Origin of the sequence: Neorhizobium fuzhouense (genome assembly GCF_042611105.1) — a bacterium.
In the GTDB taxonomy this organism is placed as follows: domain Bacteria; phylum Pseudomonadota; class Alphaproteobacteria; order Rhizobiales; family Rhizobiaceae; genus Neorhizobium; species Neorhizobium galegae_A.
In genome coordinates this window covers 75,418-95,697 of sequence record NZ_JBHFFP010000005.1, presented here as the reverse complement: position 1 = coordinate 95,697, position 20,280 = coordinate 75,418, and the positions used below count along the sequence as shown (strand labels likewise).

The 20,280-nt window shown below is 61.9% G+C and carries 9 protein-coding genes; 4 read left to right on the top strand and 5 right to left on the bottom strand.

The genetic code is table 11. The features are described 5' to 3' along the window. Positions 1-39 precede the first annotated feature (39 nt). The gene (locus ACEXP3_RS10775; protein ID WP_377297273.1) at positions 40-1,239 is read right to left on the bottom strand and encodes an MFS transporter; all 1,200 of its coding nucleotides are present in this window, start codon (positions 1,237-1,239) and stop codon (positions 40-42) included. A 13-nt stretch (positions 1,240-1,252) separates the two neighbouring features. After that, entirely contained in the window at positions 1,253-2,041 is a 789-nt protein-coding gene (locus tag ACEXP3_RS10770) for a DeoR/GlpR family DNA-binding transcription regulator (RefSeq protein WP_377297272.1), read from the bottom strand. A gap of 211 nt (positions 2,042-2,252) precedes the next feature. On the opposite strand from ACEXP3_RS10770, the gene ACEXP3_RS10765 reads away from it, so the two are divergent. The 3 genes from ACEXP3_RS10765 to ACEXP3_RS10755 all read left to right on the top strand — a co-directional run bounded on the left by ACEXP3_RS10765 (position 2,253) and on the right by ACEXP3_RS10755 (position 4,584). Beyond that, the gene (locus ACEXP3_RS10765) at positions 2,253-3,026 is read left to right on the top strand and encodes an amino acid ABC transporter substrate-binding protein (protein ID WP_377297271.1); all 774 of its coding nucleotides are present in this window, start codon (positions 2,253-2,255) and stop codon (positions 3,024-3,026) included. Between the two features lie 119 nt (positions 3,027-3,145). Further along, positions 3,146-3,826, top strand: coding sequence for an amino acid ABC transporter permease (locus ACEXP3_RS10760; RefSeq protein WP_377297270.1), 681 nt, complete (start codon positions 3,146-3,148; stop codon positions 3,824-3,826). Beyond that, complete coding sequence (locus ACEXP3_RS10755) at positions 3,823-4,584, top strand: amino acid ABC transporter ATP-binding protein (RefSeq protein WP_377297269.1); 762 nt, start codon at positions 3,823-3,825, stop codon at positions 4,582-4,584. The genes ACEXP3_RS10760 and ACEXP3_RS10755 overlap by 4 nt, the downstream gene beginning before the upstream one ends. A 22-nt stretch (positions 4,585-4,606) precedes the next feature. On the opposite strand, the gene pyc is transcribed toward ACEXP3_RS10755, so the two are convergent. Further along, on the bottom strand, positions 4,607-8,068 hold the full coding sequence (pyc, locus tag ACEXP3_RS10750; RefSeq protein ID WP_377297268.1) for a pyruvate carboxylase: 3,462 nt from the start codon (positions 8,066-8,068) through the stop codon (positions 4,607-4,609). 109 nt (positions 8,069-8,177) lie between these two features. Next, positions 8,178-8,918 (bottom strand): LuxR family transcriptional regulator, encoded by a 741-nt coding sequence (locus ACEXP3_RS10745; protein WP_210105969.1) that lies wholly within the window; start codon positions 8,916-8,918, stop codon positions 8,178-8,180. A 278-nt stretch (positions 8,919-9,196) separates the two neighbouring features. Between ACEXP3_RS10745 and ACEXP3_RS10740 the strand changes: the two genes are divergently transcribed. Then, entirely contained in the window at positions 9,197-10,966 is a 1,770-nt protein-coding gene (locus tag ACEXP3_RS10740) for a glucan ABC transporter ATP-binding protein/ permease (protein WP_210105970.1), read from the top strand. A 591-nt stretch (positions 10,967-11,557) separates the two neighbouring features. Here the strand turns inward: ACEXP3_RS10740 and ACEXP3_RS10735 are convergent. Continuing rightward, positions 11,558-20,038 carry a glycoside hydrolase family 94 protein gene (locus tag ACEXP3_RS10735; RefSeq protein ID WP_377297267.1) on the bottom strand — a complete coding sequence of 2,827 codons (8,481 nt, stop codon included), beginning with the start codon at positions 20,036-20,038 and terminating at the stop codon, positions 11,558-11,560. Between the last annotated feature and the right edge of the window lie 242 nt (positions 20,039-20,280).

The following is a 20,280-nucleotide window of genomic DNA, read 5'->3' as shown; positions in this document are numbered from 1 at the left end:
GTGGCGCAAGCGACAGGGCTTGTCAACACCCGTCCACTATCACTTTTCAACCGCTACCCCTGCCGGCCGGTCGGCATGGCGGGCGAGATGCGACAGGCAAAGCACCACCAGATGCAGAAGCGGCAGGCCAGCGAAGATAGCGGCAAGCCCGACATGTTCGGCGATGAAGCCGATGGCGGAGGGCGCAACCAGAATGCCGGAATAGCCCATGGTGGTGACAACCGACAGGCCGATGCCCTGGGCCATGCCCGGTAGGTTGCCGGCTGCAGAAAAGGCAATCGGCACCATGTTCGATATGCCGATGCCGGCAATTGCAAAGCCGATGATTGCCATTGTCGAATTGACCGCAAAACCTGCCGTCAGCAAGCCGACGATCGAGGCAAGCGTGCAGAAACGCAGCGTGCGCACGGCGCCGAACCGGTCGCGCACGAGATCACCGCCAAATCGCATGATGGCCATGGTGAGCGAAAAGGCGCCGAAGGCAAGGCCCGAAAGCTGCATGGAAGCGCCGAGTTCATTGCGCAGATAAAGCGCACCCCAGTCCAGGATGGCACCTTCCGGGATCATCGAAAACAGCGCCACAAGACCGATCAGCCAAGGGAGTGCCGAGCGCGGCAGACGCACCCGGGCGCCTGCTTCCTCCGGATGCGGCTTGTCCGCAAGCAAGAGCGGCCAGGCGGCAAGAACCATCAGGGCCGCAAGCAGCGTCACGAGGCCTGCATGACCAAGAACGCCGAGCCAGGCCATGACGAGGCCGCCGCTTGCCGAGCCGAACAGGCCGCCAAGGCTCCAGAAGGCATGGCAGGACGACATGATGGAGCGGCGCATCTGTTTTTCCACCGCAACGGCATTGGCGTTCATGGCCACATCCATCGCGCCGATGAGCCCCCCGAAGAGAAAGATGGCAATGGCGCCCGTCCAGAGGCTGCCGACAAGAGAGAGGAAAATCAGCGTCGGCAGAACAAGAATGGCCGTGACGCGCGTCACGCGCGCCGAACCAAAGCGGGCAATCTGCATGCCGGCCACCGGCATCATCACGATGGAGCCGATACCGAAAACGAGAATCATCAGGCCGAGCGTGCTTTCGCTCAACGACAGGCGGGCTGCAAATTCCGGAATCTTTGGCGCCCAGGCACCGACCAGAAAGCCATTCATCAGGAACATCAGCGCAACGGCTGCCCGTTCCCGTGTGATGGCCGGGCTGCGGCGATGGGTGGCGGCCGCAAGGGTGTCATTCATCTCAAAGCTCTCCTCAAGCGGCCGATGCCGCTCCTCTTGCGGCAACGATGATATCGCAGCCCTCATTGCGAATGATCTGAAGCCTGGCGGGATCGGCATCGTCCTCCACGACCAGACAGTGATATTGCGCAGCTTTTGCCACCGCATAGGGTGCAGCGATGCTGAATTTTTCAGTGGTGGCGGCCACCAGAACCCGGCTGCTGCGGGCCATCGCGAACTGCTTGAGCGCCGCATCCTCGTAGCCGAAGGCGGAAAGACCACCTTCCCCGTCGATCCCGCAGGTCCCGACAAGGCAGAGGTCGAACCGCATGCCGGAGATCGCCTCGATGGCCCTTGCCCCGACAGCACCGCCCGCGACACGATCAATGAGACCACCGACGAGAACCGTGTCCACCCGCGGCTTTTCGGCAAGGGCCACGGCAATGGCCGGCGCATTGGTCACGGCCGTCAGCGCCAGATCATCCGGCAGCGCCTCGGCTATGGCCAGATGCGTGCTTCCCGCGTCGAAGAACACGACGGAGCGGGGCACGATCTGCCGGACGGCCACCTGCGCCAGGACGCGCTTGCGCTCCATCGCGACACTCATGCGCTGCCTAAGGCTGGTATTGCCAAGGCCAACGGGCAGCGCACCACCGTAAACCCGCTCACACAGGCCGGCGGCCGCCATCTCGCGCAGGTCGCGGCGGATCGTATCCTCCGAAACGGAAAATTCGCTCGCAAGGTCTGCTGCCAGAACGCGCCCCTCCTGCGCAAGTCGCGCGCGGATGCGGTTCTGTCTTTCGGGAAGCATCAGTTCGGTCATGAGATCTAGAATCGTGCAGGATTACGCTTAAACGTGCATAACCCGGCAATTGACCCGGCCGCAAGAGCTTTCGTCGGCGATATGGCCGGGAAAGGCGGCTCTTTGAAAAGATTTTCGCCTTTTTGGCCATTCCGCGCGGTTTTCTCTCCTGCCCTTCTGCCCCATTTCTGCGATTGAATGCTCAACAACAAAAACACCAAGGAAACACTCGATGTCACTGTTCAAGTCCCTTACGGCCGCCGCCCTCATCCAGGCAGCCCTGCTCCTTCCCGCCGCAGCAGGCGACAACCTCAACGCCATCCAGTCGGCCGGCACGATCAAGATCGGCACGGAAGGCACCTATGCGCCGTTTACCTTCCATGATGCCTCGGGCAAGCTCGTCGGCTTCGACGTGGAAATCGGCGAGGCGGTTGCCAAGAAGCTCGGGGTGAAGCCGCAGTTTATCGAAGGCAAGTGGGACGGCCTGATCGCCGGCCTGGACGCCAAGCGCTATGACGTGGTGATCAACCAGGTCGGTATCACGGAAGCACGCAAGCAGAAGTATGATTTCTCCGATCCCTACATTGCCTCCAAGGCCGTGCTGATCGTGCGCGACGGCAATGACGAGATCAAATCCTTCGCGGACCTCAAGGGCAAGAAGGCCGCCCAGTCGCTGTCGAGCAATTTTGGCAAGATCGCCCAGACGGCAGGCGCCGAACTGGTGGGGACAGATGGCTTCGACCAGTCGATCCAGCTGGTGCTGACGCGCCGCGCGGACGCCACCGTCAATGACAGCCTCTCCTTCCTCGATTTCAAGAAGCAGAAGCCCGATGCGCCGGTGAAAGTGGTTGCCGAACAGGCCGACGCCGACTTCTCCGGCATCATCATCCGCAAGGGCGAACCGGAACTGGTGGCCGCGATCAACAAGGCGCTTGCCGATATCAAGGCTGACGGCACCTACAAGAAGATCGCCGACACCTATTTCGGCCAGGACGTCTCGAAATAATCATTCGCTTCGTTCCCGTCGGGAACGGATGCCCCATATGAGGTGAAAAGGCGGAGCTTTGAGCGGCCGCCTTTTCCGCTTTATACCTTTGACCGAAACCCTGTTGGAGATCACTCACCGTGCCGCACTGGCTGCAACTGATGGCGGATGCGCTGCCTTCCCTTCTCTGGGCGGGGCTGATCTTCACCATTCCGCTCACCCTTCTCTCCTTCACCTTCGGGCTGGCGCTGGGGCTTCTCACCGCGCTGACGCGGCTGTTTGCGGCAAAACCGCTGGTCGCCGTGGCGCGCTTTTATGTCTGGGTGATTCGGGGAACGCCGCTTCTGGTGCAATTGTTTGTCATCTTCTACGGCCTGCCGAGCGTCGGCATCCTGCTCGATGCGTTTCCGGCAGCTCTCATCGGCTTTACGCTTAATATCGGCGCCTACAGTTCGGAAATCATCCGCGCCGTCATTTCCTCGGTTCCGAAGGGACAGTGGGAGGCCGCCTATTCCATCGGCATGTCCTGGCGTCAGGCGATGATCCGCACGATCCTGCCGCAGGCCTCGCGGGTGGCCGTGCCGCCGCTCTCCAACACCTTCATTTCGCTGGTAAAAGACACCTCGCTTGCCGCAGCCATTACCGTGCCGGAACTCTTTCAGGCCGCACAGCGGATCGTTGCCACCACCTATGAGCCACTGATCCTCTATATCCTCGCCGCCATCCTCTATCTTGCCCTCAGCACGGTTCTTTCCACGCTGCAGGTTCATCTCGAAAAGCGCTTCGCCCGCTATGGCGGCATGCTGGAGGCCTATGCATGATCAGGCTGTCCCACATCGAAAAGCGGTTTGGCGAGGCCGTCATCCTGAAGGATATCAACCTTGCCATGGAAGAAGGCAGTGTGACGGCGCTGGTCGGCCCCTCCGGCGGCGGCAAGAGCACACTTCTGCGCTGCATCAACCTTCTGGAGATCCCGAGCAAGGGCTCACTCACGCTTGGCGACCACAGCATCACGTTTGCGCCGGACAAGAAACTTGGCTGGCCGGATATCCAGCGCATCCGCCGCCAGACCGGCATGGTGTTCCAGAATTTTCAGCTGTTCCCGCATCGCACGGCGCTGGAAAACGTCATGGAAAGCCTGCTCACCGTCCTGAAATGGCCGAAGGAAAAGGCCCGCGCCCATGCCATGGAACTGCTGACAAAGGTCGGCATGGCGCACAAGGCCGATGCGTGGCCGGCAACGCTGTCGGGTGGCCAGCAGCAGCGCGTGGCGATTGCCCGGGCGCTGGCGCCCTCGCCGCGCGTTCTTCTCTGCGACGAGCCGACCTCGGCGCTCGATCCGGAACTTGCCGCAGAAGTGGTGGACGTGCTGGCAAAGCTTGCCGCCGAAGGAACGACCATGGTAATGGCAACCCACGACCTCAGGCTTGCCTCGCGCATCGCCAACCATGTCGTGTTTCTCGAAGCGGGCCAGGTGATCGAGACCGGCCCCGCGCGCGACGTCTTCGACCATCCGCGCGAGGAGCGCACCCGCCAGTTCGTCGCCACGGTGACAGCCGCCCAGACCCACGAAGGTTGAGCGGCCGTCATTTTCTCAAGCGTCAGGCGGCGTAGACGAGCAGCAGGTCCTTGGCGTCGATCTGGTCGCCGGCCTTTACCAGCACTTCGGTAATGGTGCCGTCCTTTTCCGCATGCAGCGCCGTTTCCATCTTCATCGCCTCGATGGAGAGGAGCACGTCGCCGGCTTTCACCGTCTGGCCGGAGGAAACGAAGACGCGGGAAATGACACCCGGCATCGGGGCGCCGAGCTGGGCCGCATTGCCGGCTTCCGCCTTGCGACGCACCAGCGCGCCCGAGGCGCCGAAAGCACGGTCCGGCACCTTGATGCGGCGCGGCTGGCCGTTCAGTTCGAAGAAGACCGTGACAAGCCCTTGCGCATCCGGCGCACTGGCTGCCTGGTTGACGATGACAAGCGTCTTGCCCTTCTCGATATCGGCAAACAGTTCCTCACCATCGGCCATGCCGTAGAAGTAGGCAGGCGTCGGCAGCACCGAGACGGGGCCATAGGTATCCGAAGCCAGCGCGAAATCGGTAAATACCTTCGGATACATCAGGTAGGAGGCGAATTCGAAATCGCTGACCGGCCGCTCAAGCTTGTCCTCGATCACCTTGCGCTCGGCATCGAGGTCGGCATCGGCCAGCAGCGAGCCGGGGCGCACCGTATAGGGTTCCTCACCCTTCAGCGCCTTCTTCTGCAGCGCCTGCGGCCATCCGCCGGGCGGCTGGCCGAGATCACCCTTCAGCATGGACACGACCGAATCGGGAAACGCGATATCGCGCTCGGGATTCTGGACGTCGGCAACGGTCAGATCCTGGCTCACCATCATCAGCGCCATGTCGCCGACCACTTTGGAGGAGGGCGTTACCTTGACGATATCGCCGAACATCTGGTTCACGTCGGCATAGGTCTGCGCGACCTGATGCCAGCGCGTATCGAGCCCCAAGGAACGGGCCTGTTCCTTCAGATTGGTGAACTGCCCCCCCGGCATTTCGTGCAGATAGACTTCCGATGCCGGCCCCTTCAGATCGCTTTCGAAGGCCGCATACTGGTTGCGCACTGCTTCCCAGTAGAACGAGATGCGGCGGATCCAGGCCGGATCGAGGCCGGACGAACGCTCGGTGCCGGAGAGCGCCTCGACGATCGAACCCAGGCAGGGCTGCGAGGTATTGCCGGAAAACGCATCCATCGCCGCATCCACCGCATCGACGCCGGCATCGATGGCGGCAAGCACGGTGGCGGCAGAAATGCCCGATGTATCATGCGTGTGAAAATGGATCGGCAGGCTGGTTGCCTCGCGCAGCGCCTTGAACAGGACGCGGGCGGCCGCAGGCTTCAAAAGCCCCGCCATGTCCTTCAGCGCAATGATATGCGCGCCGGCCTTTTCCAGTTCGACGGCAAGGTCGGTATAGTATTTCAGGTCGTATTTGGGCCGTGCGCTGTTGAGGAGATCACCCGTGTAGCAGATCGCCGCCTCGCAGAGCTTGTTCTCTTCCTGCACCGCATCCATCGAGACGCGCATGTTGTCGACCCAGTTCAGGCAGTCGAAGACGCGGAAGAGATCGATGCCACCCTTTGCCGCCTGGCGGACGAAATATTTGACGACGTTATCGGGATAGTTCGTGTAGCCGACGCCGTTTGCACCGCGCAGCAGCATCTGCAGGAGAAGGTTCGGCGCGCCCTCGCGCACCAGCGCCAGCCGCTCCCACGGATCTTCGGTGAGGAAGCGCATGGAAACGTCAAAGGTGGCGCCGCCCCAGCATTCGAGCGACAGGAGGCCCGGCAGCGCCCGGGCATAGACGCCGGCAATGCTTGCGATGTCATGGGTGCGCATGCGGGTGGCAAGCAGCGACTGGTGGCCATCGCGCATGGTCGTATCGGTGAGCAGCACGCGCGTTTCGGCGCGCATCCATTCGGCAAAGCCTTTCGGGCCGAGCGCGTCGAGCTTCTGCTTGGTGCCGTCGAGAACCGGCGCCTCGATATAGGGCACCACCGGCTTTGGCGCCGTCTCGGCCGGCTTCGGGCGGCCCTTGGTTTCCGGATGGCCGTTGACGGTCACGTCTGCCAGATAGGTCAGAAGCTTGGTGGCACGGTCCTGGCGCTTCACCTGCTGGAAGAGTTCCGGCGTCGTATCGATGAAGCGGGTCGTATAGGTGTTGTCGCGGAAACTCGGGTGGCCGATGATCGCTTCGAGGAAGGTGAGGTTAGTAGCGACGCCACGGATCCGGAACTCCCGGAGCGCCCGGTCCATGCGGCTGATCGCTTCCTGCGGCGTGCCGCCGGAGGCCGTGACCTTGACCAGAAGCGGATCGTAGTAGCGGGTGATGATGGCGCCGGTATAGGCGGTGCCGCCGTCAAGCCGGATGCCGAAGCCGGCAGCCGAGCGGTAGGCGGTGATGCGCCCGTAATCAGGGATAAAATTCTGCTCGGGATCTTCGGTCGTGATGCGGCACTGCAGGGCATGGCCGTTGAGGCGGATATTGTCCTGGGTCGGCACACCCGATTCCGGCGTGCCGATGGCAAAGCCTTCCAGCGCATGGATCTGCGCCTTGACGATATCGATGCCGGTGACGACCTCGGTCACCGTATGCTCCACCTGGATACGCGGATTGACCTCGATGAAGTAGAATTTGCCCGTATCGGCATCCATCAGATATTCGACGGTGCCGGCTCCCACGTAGTTGGTGGCAGAGGCGATCTTCAGCGAATAGGAGGCCAGTTCCTGGCGCTGGGCTTCCGAAAGATAAGGGGCCGGCGCGCGCTCGACGACCTTCTGGTTGCGTCGCTGGATCGAGCAGTCGCGCTCGAAGAGGTGGACGACATTGCCGTGCGTGTCGCCCAAAATCTGGCTTTCGACGTGACGGGCGCGCTCGACGAGCTTTTCGAGATAGACTTCGTCCTTGCCGAAGGCGGCCATGGCCTCGCGCTTGGCTTCGGTAACCTCCTTGGCCAGATCCTTCGGGTCGCGGATGGCGCGCATGCCGCGACCGCCACCGCCCCATGAGGCTTTAAGCATCACCGGATAGCCGATCTCCTCCGCCATGCGGGCAACTTCGGTCATGTCATCCGGCAGCGGTTCGGTCGCCGGAACGACCGGCACGCCGACGGAAATGGCAAGATTGCGGGCGGCCACCTTGTTGCCCAGCCGCCGCATCGTGTCGGCCCGCGGGCCGATGAAGATCAGGCCGGCGGCATCGCAGGCTTCGACGAATTCCGGGCTTTCCGACAGAAGTCCGTAACCGGGATGGATGGCATCGGCGCCGGAGAGCTTTGCCACCCGGATGACTTCCGAAATCGACAGGTAGCTTTCGATCGGCCCCATGTCCTTGGCAAGATGCGGACCCCGGCCGACCTGATAGCTCTCGTCGGCCTTGAAGCGATGCAGGGAAAGCTTGTCTTCCTCCGCCCATATGGCGACGGTCTTGATCCCGAGTTCGTTTGCAGCGCGAAAGACGCGAATGGCAATTTCCGAGCGGTTCGCAACGAGAATCTTCGAAATCTTCAAGACAGTCTCCCCATGTCCATCACGGGGCATGCTGCACCCGCGAAAGAAATCATTACCGCCTTTTCACGGAAGTTCAATTTGCCGTGGTCAAAAATCTGTCAGCTTGCCGTCAGCTAACCAGTCCCAAACGAAATGCCATGGCAATCACATGCTGCCTGTTCTTCGCTCCGAACTTTTCCTGGATGACGTTGATGTACCAATCGACCGTGTGGCTGGAAATCTGCAATTCGCGGGCAATTTCATTCGACGTCAGCCCATCGGCCAGAAGCGAGAGAACCTCCATCTGCCGCTTGGTGAGTTCCGTGTCGAGAACAGCCAGCTTCTCCAGTTCCGCGGCCGTGCCCCGCAGTTCCAGAAATCGCCAGAACAACCGACGCATGGTCGATTCAAACAGCGAAAGTTCTGCCGGCGACAGGTCGACCGGCTGCCCACCGAAAGACACATAGCCCAGAAGACCGGTGCGGCCATGGACCGGAAACGTGTAACCATCGACCAGCCTGTATTTCGCGGCATCCTGCAGCAGGCGGAGCATGCGCTTGCGATAGGGATCGTTCTTGTAATTGTTGATCGCATCGCGCCAGCGATAGGGACGCTGGGCCACCATCAGCATCCGGCGCACCGGATCAATCATCGCGTATTTCTTGGACGTATAGGCCTTGCGCCAACCTTCCGGCCAATGGCCGGCCACCATAAAATCGGAAAGATCGGCATTCGCCTTGTGGTTGATCCATATGCCGTAAAAATCGAAACCATAGGCGGACAGAAGATTTTCAAGCTCTCGCGCAAGTTCTTCGGGCGCCTTGATCTCGTTAATCAATATCAAAACTTGCAGAATTGAGTGAATTTTCACTCATACCCCCTGCCATGGATTGCCATGGACATTTATTGTTAGAACTACTTGACCGCAAATCCTCTGCACCAGCCCCTTCTACTCGTGTCAGCGCGAACTGAAGAACGATAGCGATTTCCATAGTGGGCTCTATTCTCGCGGCGATTGCAAGGGGGATCTTGTGAACCAGCAGCGATCGCCATATTGCTCCACAAGGCAGGGTGGCAGCGCCGTTCACCCTCCATACAGGTCCGATGCGCTATGAGCGGACCGATGCAGTCAGTACCGAGGTAACATCTTTGAGCTTGTTTCAGGTCTATGCGAGAGCGCTGAAATACCTGGGTTCCAGCAAGGTCCGGGTCTCTCTCGTCGTCGTGGCGAACATTGTTCTGGCCATTATCACGATTGCCGAACCAATCCTGTTCGGCCGGATCATCGATGCGATCTCCGGCGGCGGCGATGTCACGCCCATCCTGATCATCTGGGGCGGTTTCGGCGTGTTCAACACCGTGGCCTATGTGCTCGTTGCCCGCGAGGCGGACAGGCTTGCGCATGGACGCCGCGCCACGCTCCTGACCGAGGCTTTCGGCCGTATCATTTCCATGCCGCTCTCCTGGCATCACCAGCGCGGAACGTCCAACGCACTCCATACGCTGCTTCGCGCCAGCGAGACACTGTTTGGCCTGTGGCTGGAATTCATGCGCACGCATCTGGCAACCGCCGTGGCGCTGGTGCTTCTGGTGCCGACCGCGCTTTCCATGGACTGGCGCCTCAGCTGCGTCCTGATCGTGCTGGGCATTCTCTACTGGATCATCGGCCGCACGGTGATGAACCGCACGAAGGAAGGTCAGGCTTCCGTCGAGGGGCACTATCACACGGTCTTTTCGCATGTCAGCGATTCAATCAGCAACGTCACCGTGTTGCACAGCTATAACCGCATCGAGGCGGAAACCCGGGCGCTGAAAAGCTACACGGAAAACCTTCTTTCGGTCCAGTATCCGGTTCTTGACTGGTGGGCGCTTGCCAGCGCGCTCAATCGGATGGCTTCCACCATCTCGATGCTGATCATCCTTGTCATCGGCGTTATCCTGGTGCGGAACGGGGAGATCAAGGTGGGCGACGTGATCGCCTTTATCGGCTTTGCCAACCTTCTCATCGGCCGTCTCGACCAGATGCGCCAGTTCGCCACGCAGATCTTCGAAGCGCGCTCCAAGCTTGAGGAGTTCTTCACGCTGGAAGATGCGGTCAAGGATCGCGAAGAGCCGGCGGGTGCCCGCGAGCTTGCCGACGTGCGCGGCGAGGTGGAATTCCGCAATGTCTCGTTTGATTTCGCCAGCACCACGCAAGGTGTTCGCGACGTCTCCTTCACCGCAAAGGCGGGCCAGACCGTTGCCATTGTCGGCCCGACCGGGGCGGGCAAGACAACGCTTGTCAACCTCCTCCAGCGCGTCTACGAGCCGCAGAATGGCGCCATCCTCATCGACGGTACGGATATTTCCAACGTGACCCGCAAGTCGCTGCGCCATTGCATCGCCACCGTCTTTCAGGATGCCGGCCTGTTGAACCGCTCGATCAGCGACAATATCCGGCTCGGCCGGGAGGGCGCGTCCGACGCCGAAGTCACCGCGGCCGCCGAGGCTGCCGCCGCGACGGACTTCATCGAGAGCCGCCTTGCCGGCTACGATACGCATGTCGGCGAGCGCGGCAACCGCCTGTCCGGTGGCGAGCGCCAGCGCATCGCGATTGCCCGTGCCATCCTGAAGAATGCGCCGATCCTGGTTCTCGACGAAGCGACCAGCGCGCTCGACGTGGAAACCGAAGCCCGCGTCAAGGAAGCCATCGACCGCCTGCGCCAGAACCGCACGACTTTCATCATCGCCCACCGGCTTTCGACCGTTCGCGATGCGGACGTGGTGCTGTTTCTGGATCATGGCCGAATCATCGAACAAGGCACCTTCGATGAGCTGAGCGCCATGGGCGGCCGGTTTGCCTCGCTCCTGAAGACCAGCGGCATTCTGGCGGACGATACCAAGACGGCCGAGACGCTCGCCCTGCCGCAACCGGCCTGACGCCACGCCGCCCGGCAGGCGCGCCCATGAGCGCCACACGTCGGCACACTGATCAACCGATGGACCGGCTATACCTTCCGTATAGCCGGTTTTTTTGTGTGCGGTAGCGAGACATCTGGCCGTCAATGCTGTGGCGTTTGGAGCGACCTTTTATCGGCGACAGCATCTCCATTTTTGACGGGCGGGAGGATACCGCAACTCCTCTGAGACCGCAGGGCCGGCCCTCTCGGGCATCCGGCGGGAAAGCTGCTTCACATCCTTGTCGATCTTGAAGCTGAAACGGGCGAGCGACAGCGTGCGAGGCAAGGCTCTGTCACCGAGCACCGCAGTGCAAGGAGACCGGCAAGGGACCTTCTCTGTCCATGAGATCGCGGATGCGGGTCATCCTGGGTCCGCAGGAATGCTTCCTTATCACCGGCAGATTCTCAGCGGCGTTTTCTCTCTCGTCACTGCCGCAGAGGACGAGTGATCTTCATCAAGCGGGCTCATCGCAGGATATGCCCCTTCACCCTACAAAAAAGCCCGGCCTGCTGATGGGCAGGCCGGGCCATTTCAATTCTGTCCGACAGACGGCTTGCCGAGCCCGCCTTGTCAGGCGAGCAACAGGCCTTCGTCTGCGGCAACCAGGATACCGTCCACGGTCACAGTCACCGATGCAGCACCGGCTTCTTTCTCGACCACGATACGACGGCTCTTGCCGGCAAGCTGCAGATCGGCGGTGAAGCCGGTCCAGTCGCTCGGCAGGACCGGGCGCACGAAGAGGCGGTTTCCTTCGCGGCGAATGCCCAAAATGCCCTCGACGGCAGCACGGTACAGCCAGCCGGCAGAGCCCGTATACCAGGTCCAGCCGCCACGGCCGGTCAGATCACCGACGCCATAGACGTCGGCTGCCACCACATAGGGCTCGACGCGGTAGGTTTCGGCAGAGGCCTGATCCAGCGCGTGGTTGATCGGGTTCAACAGCTGGAAGGCCTTCCAGGCGTCGTCGCCGCGCTTGAGGCCAGCCAGCGCCAGCACCACCCAGATCGCCGCATGCGTATACTGGCCACCGTTTTCGCGCACGCCCGGCGGATAGGCCTTGATATAGCCCGGGTCCTTCGGCGTGTTGGCAAAGGCGGGCGTGAAGAGGCGAATGATGCCGTCCTTCTCGTCGACCAGCTTGTCCATCACCGCATTCATCGCCTGTTCCTGGCGGGCCGGATCGCCCTCGCCCGACAGGACGCTCCACGACTGGCCAAGCGAATCGATGGCGCATTCGAGGTTGCCGTTGGCGCCAAGCGGGCCGCCATCGTCAAAATAGCCGCGACGATAATAGGTGCCGTCCCAGCCGGCCGTTTCCAGCGCCTGCTTGAGCGATGCGAGGTGCGCGGTCCAGCGGCTGACGCGACCGTCATCGTTGCGCGCTTCTGCATAGGGCAGGAAACGACGCAATGCGGCGGCCAGGAACCAGCCGAGCCAGACGCTAGTGCCGCGTCCGCCCACGCCGACGCGGTTCATGCCGTCGTTCCAGTCGCCACCGAGGATGAGCGGCAGACCATTGGAGCCGGTACGGACAATCGCCAGATCCAGCGCGCGGGCGGCATGTTCATAGAGCGACGCCGTCTCGTTAGAAATTTCCGGCTTGTAGAAGGCATCGTGCTGGCCGGGCGTCAGGGCCGTACCCTGCAGGAAGGGCAGTTGCTCCTCCAGCACGGCGGCGTCACCGGTCGTATGGATATATTCGTGCGTCGCATAGGCAAGCCACACCACGTCATCGGAAATCGTGGTGCGCACGCCGGCCCCGGTGCCCGGAAGCCACCAATGCTGCACGTCGCCTTCCTTGAACTGGCGGCTTGCGGCATTGACGATCTGGCGGCGGGCCAGATCCGGCTGGTGCAACAGGAAGGCCAGCGTATCCTGCAGCTGGTCGCGGAAGCCGAAGGCACCGGACGACTGGTAGAAGGCCGTGCGCGACAGGATGCGGCAGCCGAGCGCCTGATAGGGCAGCCAGGTGTTGACCATGTGATCGAGCGCCTTGTCCGGCGTCTGGATCTTGAGGCGACCGGTGAAGTCCTGCCAGAAACCGTTGGTGGTTTCGAGCACGGTCTCAAACGCAGAGGCCTTCACTTCGGCGGCAAGCGCTGCGGCTTCGGCGCGCGTGCCGCAATCGCCCATGAAGAAGGTCACGACCTTCTCCTCGCCCGGGGCAAGCTCGATATCACAGGCAAGGGCGGCGCAGGGCGCACCATCCGGCTCTAGCGCACCGTTAAGACCGGAGGCTGCGATAACGGCCGCAGGGGCTGCGATCGAGCCGAACCGGCCGATGAATTCACGCCGGCTGGTGGTAAAGCCGCTGGCCGTGACATCCGAGCCGAAAAAGGCGGTGCGGTGATAATCGATGCTGTAGGGGTTGGTGGCAAACAGCGCGCCTGTTGCGTCGTCGCGGCCGCTCAGAATAAACGGCTGCGTGCGCTGCGGGTTGTTGCCGAGGATCCATTCGGCATAGCCGTAGACGCGCAGGCGGCGGGTCTCGTCGCTGGTGTTGGCAATGGTGATCTTCGAGAACTTCACCGGGCGCGTGCGATCAACCGTTTGCGTCAAGGTGAGGGAAAGGCCCTCTTCCTTGGCGGTAAAGGTTGAATAGCCAAGGCCATGGCGGGTTTCAAAGGCGACCGATGGCCGGCGCGACAGCGATGCAAACGGTGTCGAGACCTGCAGGCTATCGAGATCGGCCACATAGAAGGCCTCGCCCGGACGGTTGATGACCGGATCGTTCGACCATGGCGTCAGCTGGTAATCGCGCGAGTTCTGGCTCCAGGTGAAGCCGGCGCCTTCCGCCGAGATGTGGAAGCCGAAGTTCTCGTTGGAGATCACGTTGATCCACGGCTGCGGCGTGGCGCCGCCGCCGGCAAGGCGCACGACATATTCCGTGCCATCGCCGGAAAAGCCGCCGTAACCGTTCCAGAAGTCGAGATCGGTGGCGGGCGTTGCAACCGGCGCGCCGAAATTGTCGGCAGACAGAAGCACGCGGCGATCCGTTTCCACCTCGACGCCGCGCGGCGACGAGAAGAGCGAGACGGCGCGGTTCACCTGATCCTCGATCTTGCCGTTGCGGGCGTGAAGAACGACACGCGAGGCGGCAATCAGGGCGGCCCAGGTTGCCTCGTCCATAAGGTCGCGGCGCAGCGCAAACACCTGCTGGCGGCCTTCCGACTGGCCAAGACGGCGCACGCTTTCGCTGATGTGGTCGATGGCGTGCTGCATATCCTGCGCATAGGAGGCAGGCTTTTCGTTGACGACGGCAAGATCCGCCATGACGCCGCGCGAGCGCAGATATTCCTGCGCCGACAGCGCCTCCTTCACCACATCCATGTCGATTTCGTCATTGATGCGTAGCGTGAAGATCGGCAGGTCGCCGGAGATCGAAAGGCCCCAGAGCTGGCGCTGCGAGGCAAGACCGGCTTCCACCGTTGCAGCATCGGCGCGCAGATACATGTCCGGATAGACAAGGTAACGGCCAAGATGCTGGAAGGCCGCTGCCTGCTGGGAGCTGATGCCGATATGGCGCATCTGCACCTGCACGCGGGTCCAGGCCTGCGTCAGTTCCGAGCCAAACGCATCCGGGTGACGATAGCGCTCGATGGCGCCGTCCAGTTCCTCGCGGCTCGGGGCAGCGATCGTCCAGAAGATGACGCTCACCTTCTTGCCGGCCGGCACGCGCACTACGCGACGCAGCGACAGGATCGGATCAAGCGTAAAGCCATCGGTGCCGGAGAGCGTCGCATCCTGATCGAAGGCGGCAGCTTCGGCAAGCGTGCGGCCACGGCCGATAAAGCGGCGACGGTCCGTTTCGAACTCGGTCGGGCGTGACGAGCCGGCATTGTCGGCCGCCAGATGCGCGATATGCATCGACGGTTCGTTCGGGTTGCGCTTGTTGCGCCAGGCACGGATCACATCGCCGCGACGGCCGATCTCGGTGCGCACGAACATGCGCGAGAACACCGGATGGGCGTTATCGTCATCCTCATTGGCGATCACCGGCTCCAGATAGGAGGTTACTTCAATGAAGCGATCTTCGGTGCCCGTGTTGAGGAGCGTCAGGCGACGGCCTTCCGCATCGTGTTCGGTTGCCACGATGCATTCGACGGTGCTGGTCAGCGTGCCGACTGTCTTGACGAATTCGGCCTTTTCATCGCCGAACACGGTTTTTACCTTTTCGCCTTCCGCCCGACGCGGCTCGGCGGTGGTCGACCACCACTGGCCCGTTGCCGTATCGCGCAGGAAGAGGAAATTGCCCCAGCGATCCTCCACCGGATCTGCCTTCCAGCGGGTAACCGCCATGCCGTTCCAGCGAGAGTAGCCGGTGCCGGTTGCCGTCAGCATCGTGGAATAGTGACCGTTGGACAGGAAGACAAGTTCGCGGTCGCGGCCGGCCGGGTCCTGAATGGTGCGGATTTCCGAGCGCAAGAGATCGGCCTGCCCCTTGCCGGGGGTTTCCGGTTCGTACTTGGAGCCCATGACGGGCACTTCGCGCGGCGCCTTTTCCTGCAGCAGCAGTTCGGCCGCTTCCACCACCGGATCGGCGTGGAAAAGCTCACGCAGCTTGCCGTTGTTGACGACGTTGGCGATGGCTGCAATCGACATGCCATGGTGGTGGGCATAATAGTTGAACACCACGGCGCATTTTTTGCCTTCCGGCACGCGGGTCGGCGTGTAGTCGACGGCATCATGGAAGCCGTATTTGCCAAGAGCCCCTACGGCGCGCAGCTTTTGCAGGTTTTCCAGCGCTGCCAGCGGATTGTACTGGCTGGCAAGGATCGATGCATAGGGGGCGACGACGGCGTTCTGGCCGAGACCGCGCTTCAGGCCAAGCGTCGGCACACCAAAGTTCGTGTACTGGTAGTTGAGGTTATGGTCGCGGGCATTAAACGCGGCCTCCGAAATCCCCCAGGGGATGTTCAGCCGGCGGCCGTGGTTCATCTGCTCCTCGACGATCAGATTGTTCGTCTGGTTCAGAATGCCGCCCTGACGCTCCTGCATGACGAGCGGCGGCATCAGGTATTCGAACATCGAGCCCGACCAGGAGATCAGCGCGCCGCGCGCACCGATCGGCACGACCTGACGGCCGAGGCGATACCAGTGCTCGGTCGGCAGATCGCCCTTGGCAATCGCAAACAGGCTGGTCAGGCGGCATTCAGATGCCAGAAGGTCGTAGCAGGCCTCATCGAGATCATTGCTCTCGACGCGGTAACCGATCGACAGAAGGCGGCGATCCTTGCGGTAGAGGAAGGTGAAGTCCATCGAGAAGGCGAGCGTGCGGGCACGGTCGCGCAGCTGCGTCAGGCGCTGGCGCAGCGGCTCGATATTGGTCATGTCGAACGTGGTGTCGGCAATATGCGCCTCGCAGGCACCGACGAGCGATTCGGCCCAGCGGGTGACTTCCGTGCTCTGCGCGGAACTCACCTCATGGTCGAGATTGGAGGCGAGCTTCTGGATGTCGCGGGCAAGAACCGCAAGGTTGATGATGCGGATCGAGGCAAACTCGTGCTCGCGCTTGACGGCGGCGAGCGCATTGCCGAAGCCGATGATGCGCTCTTCCAGGCGCCGGCGCAGCGGGCGAACGGTCTTGCGGTCGTCCGGCAGTTCGTTCAGCACTTCCGAAAGGATGCCGGCCACGTCGCCAATGCCATCGAGCGAGGCCTGCAGATGCGCAGACGGCGCTTCCGCCCATTCGCGGCAGGCCGACGAGACGGCGATCAGGTGCCCGGCGAGGTTGCCGCTATCGACGGTTGAGACGTAACGGGGGCCGAGCGTCAAAAGGCTGTCGGTGTGATACCAGTTGAACAGGTGGCCGCGGAACTTGTCCATCTTCTCCACGGTCGCAACCGTGGCTTCGATGCGCTCCAGCGTATCCTGGAAGCTGATCCAGCCGAAATGACGGGCCGAGACGACGGAGAGTAGGTAGACGCCGATATTGGTGGGCGAGGTGCGCTTGGCAACGATCGGCTCGGGCTTTTCCTGGAAATTGTCCGGCGGCAGGAAATGCTGGTCTTCGGTGACGAAGGATTCGTAATAGCGCCACGTCCGGCGCGAGATCTTGCGCAACTCGACCGAGACGGATTCCGGCACGAACAGGCGATCTTCGGTTTCCGCCGACTGGCTCACATACCAGGCAACCAGCGGGGAGACGACCCAGAGGATGACAAAGGGAATGCCGACGAGGAAGGCATTGTCATCCGGCAGGGCGGCAATCATCAGGGCCAGGACGGCGGCCACCGGCGCATGCCACATGGAGCGGTAGTAATCCTGCGGGCTGCCCTGTGCGGAGGACTGGATGCTGGCGGCGGTACGCCATTCCAGCATCTGCTTGCGGCTGACGAACAGGCGGTAGATCGAGCGCACGATGGCATCGATCATGCGGAAGGCGGAATCGGCGATGAAGACGATGCGCAACGCAACCTGCGCGTTCGCCGAGCGAATATCCGACCAGACCGAATAGAAATGGGCGCTGGGCACGATATCGGTCGAGCGCGGCACGATGCCGGTGATGAGCGAGAGGGTGGGCGCGACAAACAGCGAGAAGATGAGGAGGATTTGCCAGACGAGTGCGCCGAGCGGATCCATGAAATACCAGCCCAACACCGAGGCGAAGAACCAGGCGATCGGGGTGAGCGAACGGCGCAGATTATCGACCATCTTCCACCGGCCAAGCGCGGTGACGCCGCGCAGCGGATCGAGGATGTAGGGCAGGAGCTGCCAGTCGCCACGCGCCCAGCGATGCTGACGCGACACTTCCACCTCGTAGCGGGTGGGGAAATCCTCGACCAGTTCCACGTCGGTAATGAGGGCGCAGCGGGCAAACGAGCCTTCCAGAAGGTCGTGGCTCAGCACCGCATTTTCCTCGATGCGGCCGCGAAGGGCCGTCTCGAACGCATCGACGTGGTAGAGGCCCTTGCCGGTGAACGAGCCTTCGCCGGTCAGGTCCTGATAGACGTCGGATACGGTGAAGACATAGGGGTCGATGCCGCGGCTGACGGAATAGACCCGCTGGAAAACCGACGCATCCTTGCCCGTGGTGAGCGACGGCGTGACGCGCGGCTGCAGAAGCGCATAACCGTGAATGACGCGGCCCGTTTTCGGATCATGCACCGGCCGGTTGATCGGATGGTGCAGCTTGCCGACCAGCTTGGTTGCCGCATCGCGCATCAGGCGCGTATCGGCATCGAGCGTCATAACGTACTGGACGTTTTCGGGAACCGTATTGGCGCCCTGCAGATAGGTCGTGTCCTTGTCGCCACGCAGCAAAAGGTTCAACTCGTGCAGCTTGCCGCGCTTGCGCTCCCAGCCCATCCACACCCCTTCGGAGGGGTTGTAGAGGCGGCGGCGGTGCAGGAGGTAGAACCGCGTCCGGCCATCGAAGGCATAGCGATTGCTGAGCAGCGTAATCTCGCGGCGGGCATATTCCAGCACTTCCAGATCGGCATCGGTCTGCTCGACGGCGGAATCCTTCCAGTCGCTGAGCAGCGCGAAATAGATCTCGCCATGCGGGTTTGCGAGGTAGTGAACCTCGAGGTTACGCACCAGCTCATCCACCGTATCGCGGTTGTTGATGATGCACGGCACGGCCACCAGCGTGCGGGCATCCTCCGGGATGCCGTTCTTGAACTCGTAGCCGACAAGGCGCGAAGGCTTCACTACATAGGTGACCAGCGTATTGAAAAGGCCGGTTGCCCCTTCCGAAGCCGGAAGCGAGAACATCAGGAGGAACAAAGCGATCACCGGCCAGGACATGCCGGCATGGGCCAAGAACCCGCCTACGATGGCCAGCGCCAGGAAGGTCAGCAACAGAACCGGCACGGCAACCGACAGCCAGTTCATCGACTGGATGGTGCGGGTGATGCGCTGACCAAGGGTTGGCGTATAGCCGACGGCCTTTTCCAGCTCCGGACGATACATGCCGGTGAGGAAAGCGCCGACATTGGCCTTGTGCGGATCGGGAACGGGGGCGCTGCGCGCCTCGTCGGCGAGCGCAATGGCGGCGCGCGCCACCTCGATCTCGCTCTTGCCGCAATAGCGGGCAAGCTTCTCGATGCGGTTGCGGTAGGAATTGCGCGAGCCGAAGTCGAGTTCGTTATAATCGCTCTGCGCCCGCAGAACCTGGTCGACAAGGCAGACCTCCTCGAACCAGACGCTCCATTCGGTATCGTCGATCTCGCGCAGGCTCTTGATGATGTTGCCCATCGTCACGTTGCCGGAGGAGAGGCGGTTGTGTTCCGCCATCATCACTTCTTCGGTGTCGGTGCCGGCCTTTTCCAGTCGAGCTTCCAGCCAGGAGATGGCAAAGCCGGAGGATTGCGAGGCATTGCGCAGGCGATAGAGGAACTGCGTGGCGAAGGTATTGTCGCTCGTCAGCGGCGCGATGCGCGCAAAAAGCTCGCTGCAGGCCGCCTCGTCGTTGAGGCGGATCACTTCGTCGGCAGCTTCGTTCGCCTTCTGGCGCATATGACGCGAGCGCTCGACGCGGATGGAAATGCGGCGCAGATTTTCAATCAGCACAAAGCGCATGAAGGACGGCAGCGCCCACAGCTCGCCGATTTCCAGCGACTGATGGACCTGAAACCCTTCCGTCATCGCCGTCAGATTGTCACGCGACAGGCTGCTATGAGTGTGGGCGACATAAAGCCAGGCGAGCGCCAGAACGCGCGGGATCTCGATCGACCCGATCCGCATCGTCGGCAGCTGTTTGTAGAACTTGCGCGGGAAGTCACGGCGCACTTCCTGGATCGCTTCCTCGACGATGTAGTGGTTGTCGAGCAGCCATTCGGCCGCAGGCGTGATCGTCGCGCCGGCCTCCACATCCTTGGCCGTCGAGCGGTAGACCCTCAGGATCTCCTTCTCGTTTTCCTTGTGCCGTTCGCGAAAATCGAACGCCATGAAGCCCGGCAGCGACTGCACGCCGTCGCGTGCCAGAGCCTCGCCACAGGCGCGCAGATCCTCTGCGTTGAAATAGGTCGCGCGGATCGCCTCGTTATGGTCGATCTGCTTGCCTTCGGTTTCACGCGGGGTCGCGGCAGGCGTATTATGAAATGACATCGGGGCGGCTTCTAAGAATGAGTGGCACTGACTGGGGAGAAAGGCTTGGTCGGTCGAAACCGTCAAGCTTCGATCCGGTCCGGCTTGAGACGTGCGGAAAACAGGAGAGAGAAAGGCACCTGCCGCGCGCGTGCGGGGTGGCCTGAAACGCGAACGCAAGGGTAGAACCTGTTCACATGCTTCTCCAAAACTATCACCGCCCGGCTCTACCCCGCCAGGTCTGAATGAAACCTGAACGTAAA

Excerpts from the sequence above, each read along its gene's own strand:
- ACEXP3_RS10775 (WP_377297273.1), bottom strand. The coding sequence starts at position 1,239 with ATGAATGACACCCTTGCGGCCGCCACCCATCGCCGCAGCCCGGCCATC.
- ACEXP3_RS10770 (WP_377297272.1), bottom strand. The coding sequence starts at position 2,041 with ATGACCGAACTGATGCTTCCCGAAAGACAGAACCGCATCCGCGCGCGA.
- ACEXP3_RS10765 (WP_377297271.1), top strand. The coding sequence starts at position 2,253 with ATGTCACTGTTCAAGTCCCTTACGGCCGCCGCCCTCATCCAGGCAGCC.
- ACEXP3_RS10755 (WP_377297269.1), top strand. The coding sequence starts at position 3,823 with ATGATCAGGCTGTCCCACATCGAAAAGCGGTTTGGCGAGGCCGTCATC.
- ACEXP3_RS10735 (WP_377297267.1), bottom strand. The coding sequence starts at position 20,038 with ATGTCATTTCATAATACGCCTGCCGCGACCCCGCGTGAAACCGAAGGC.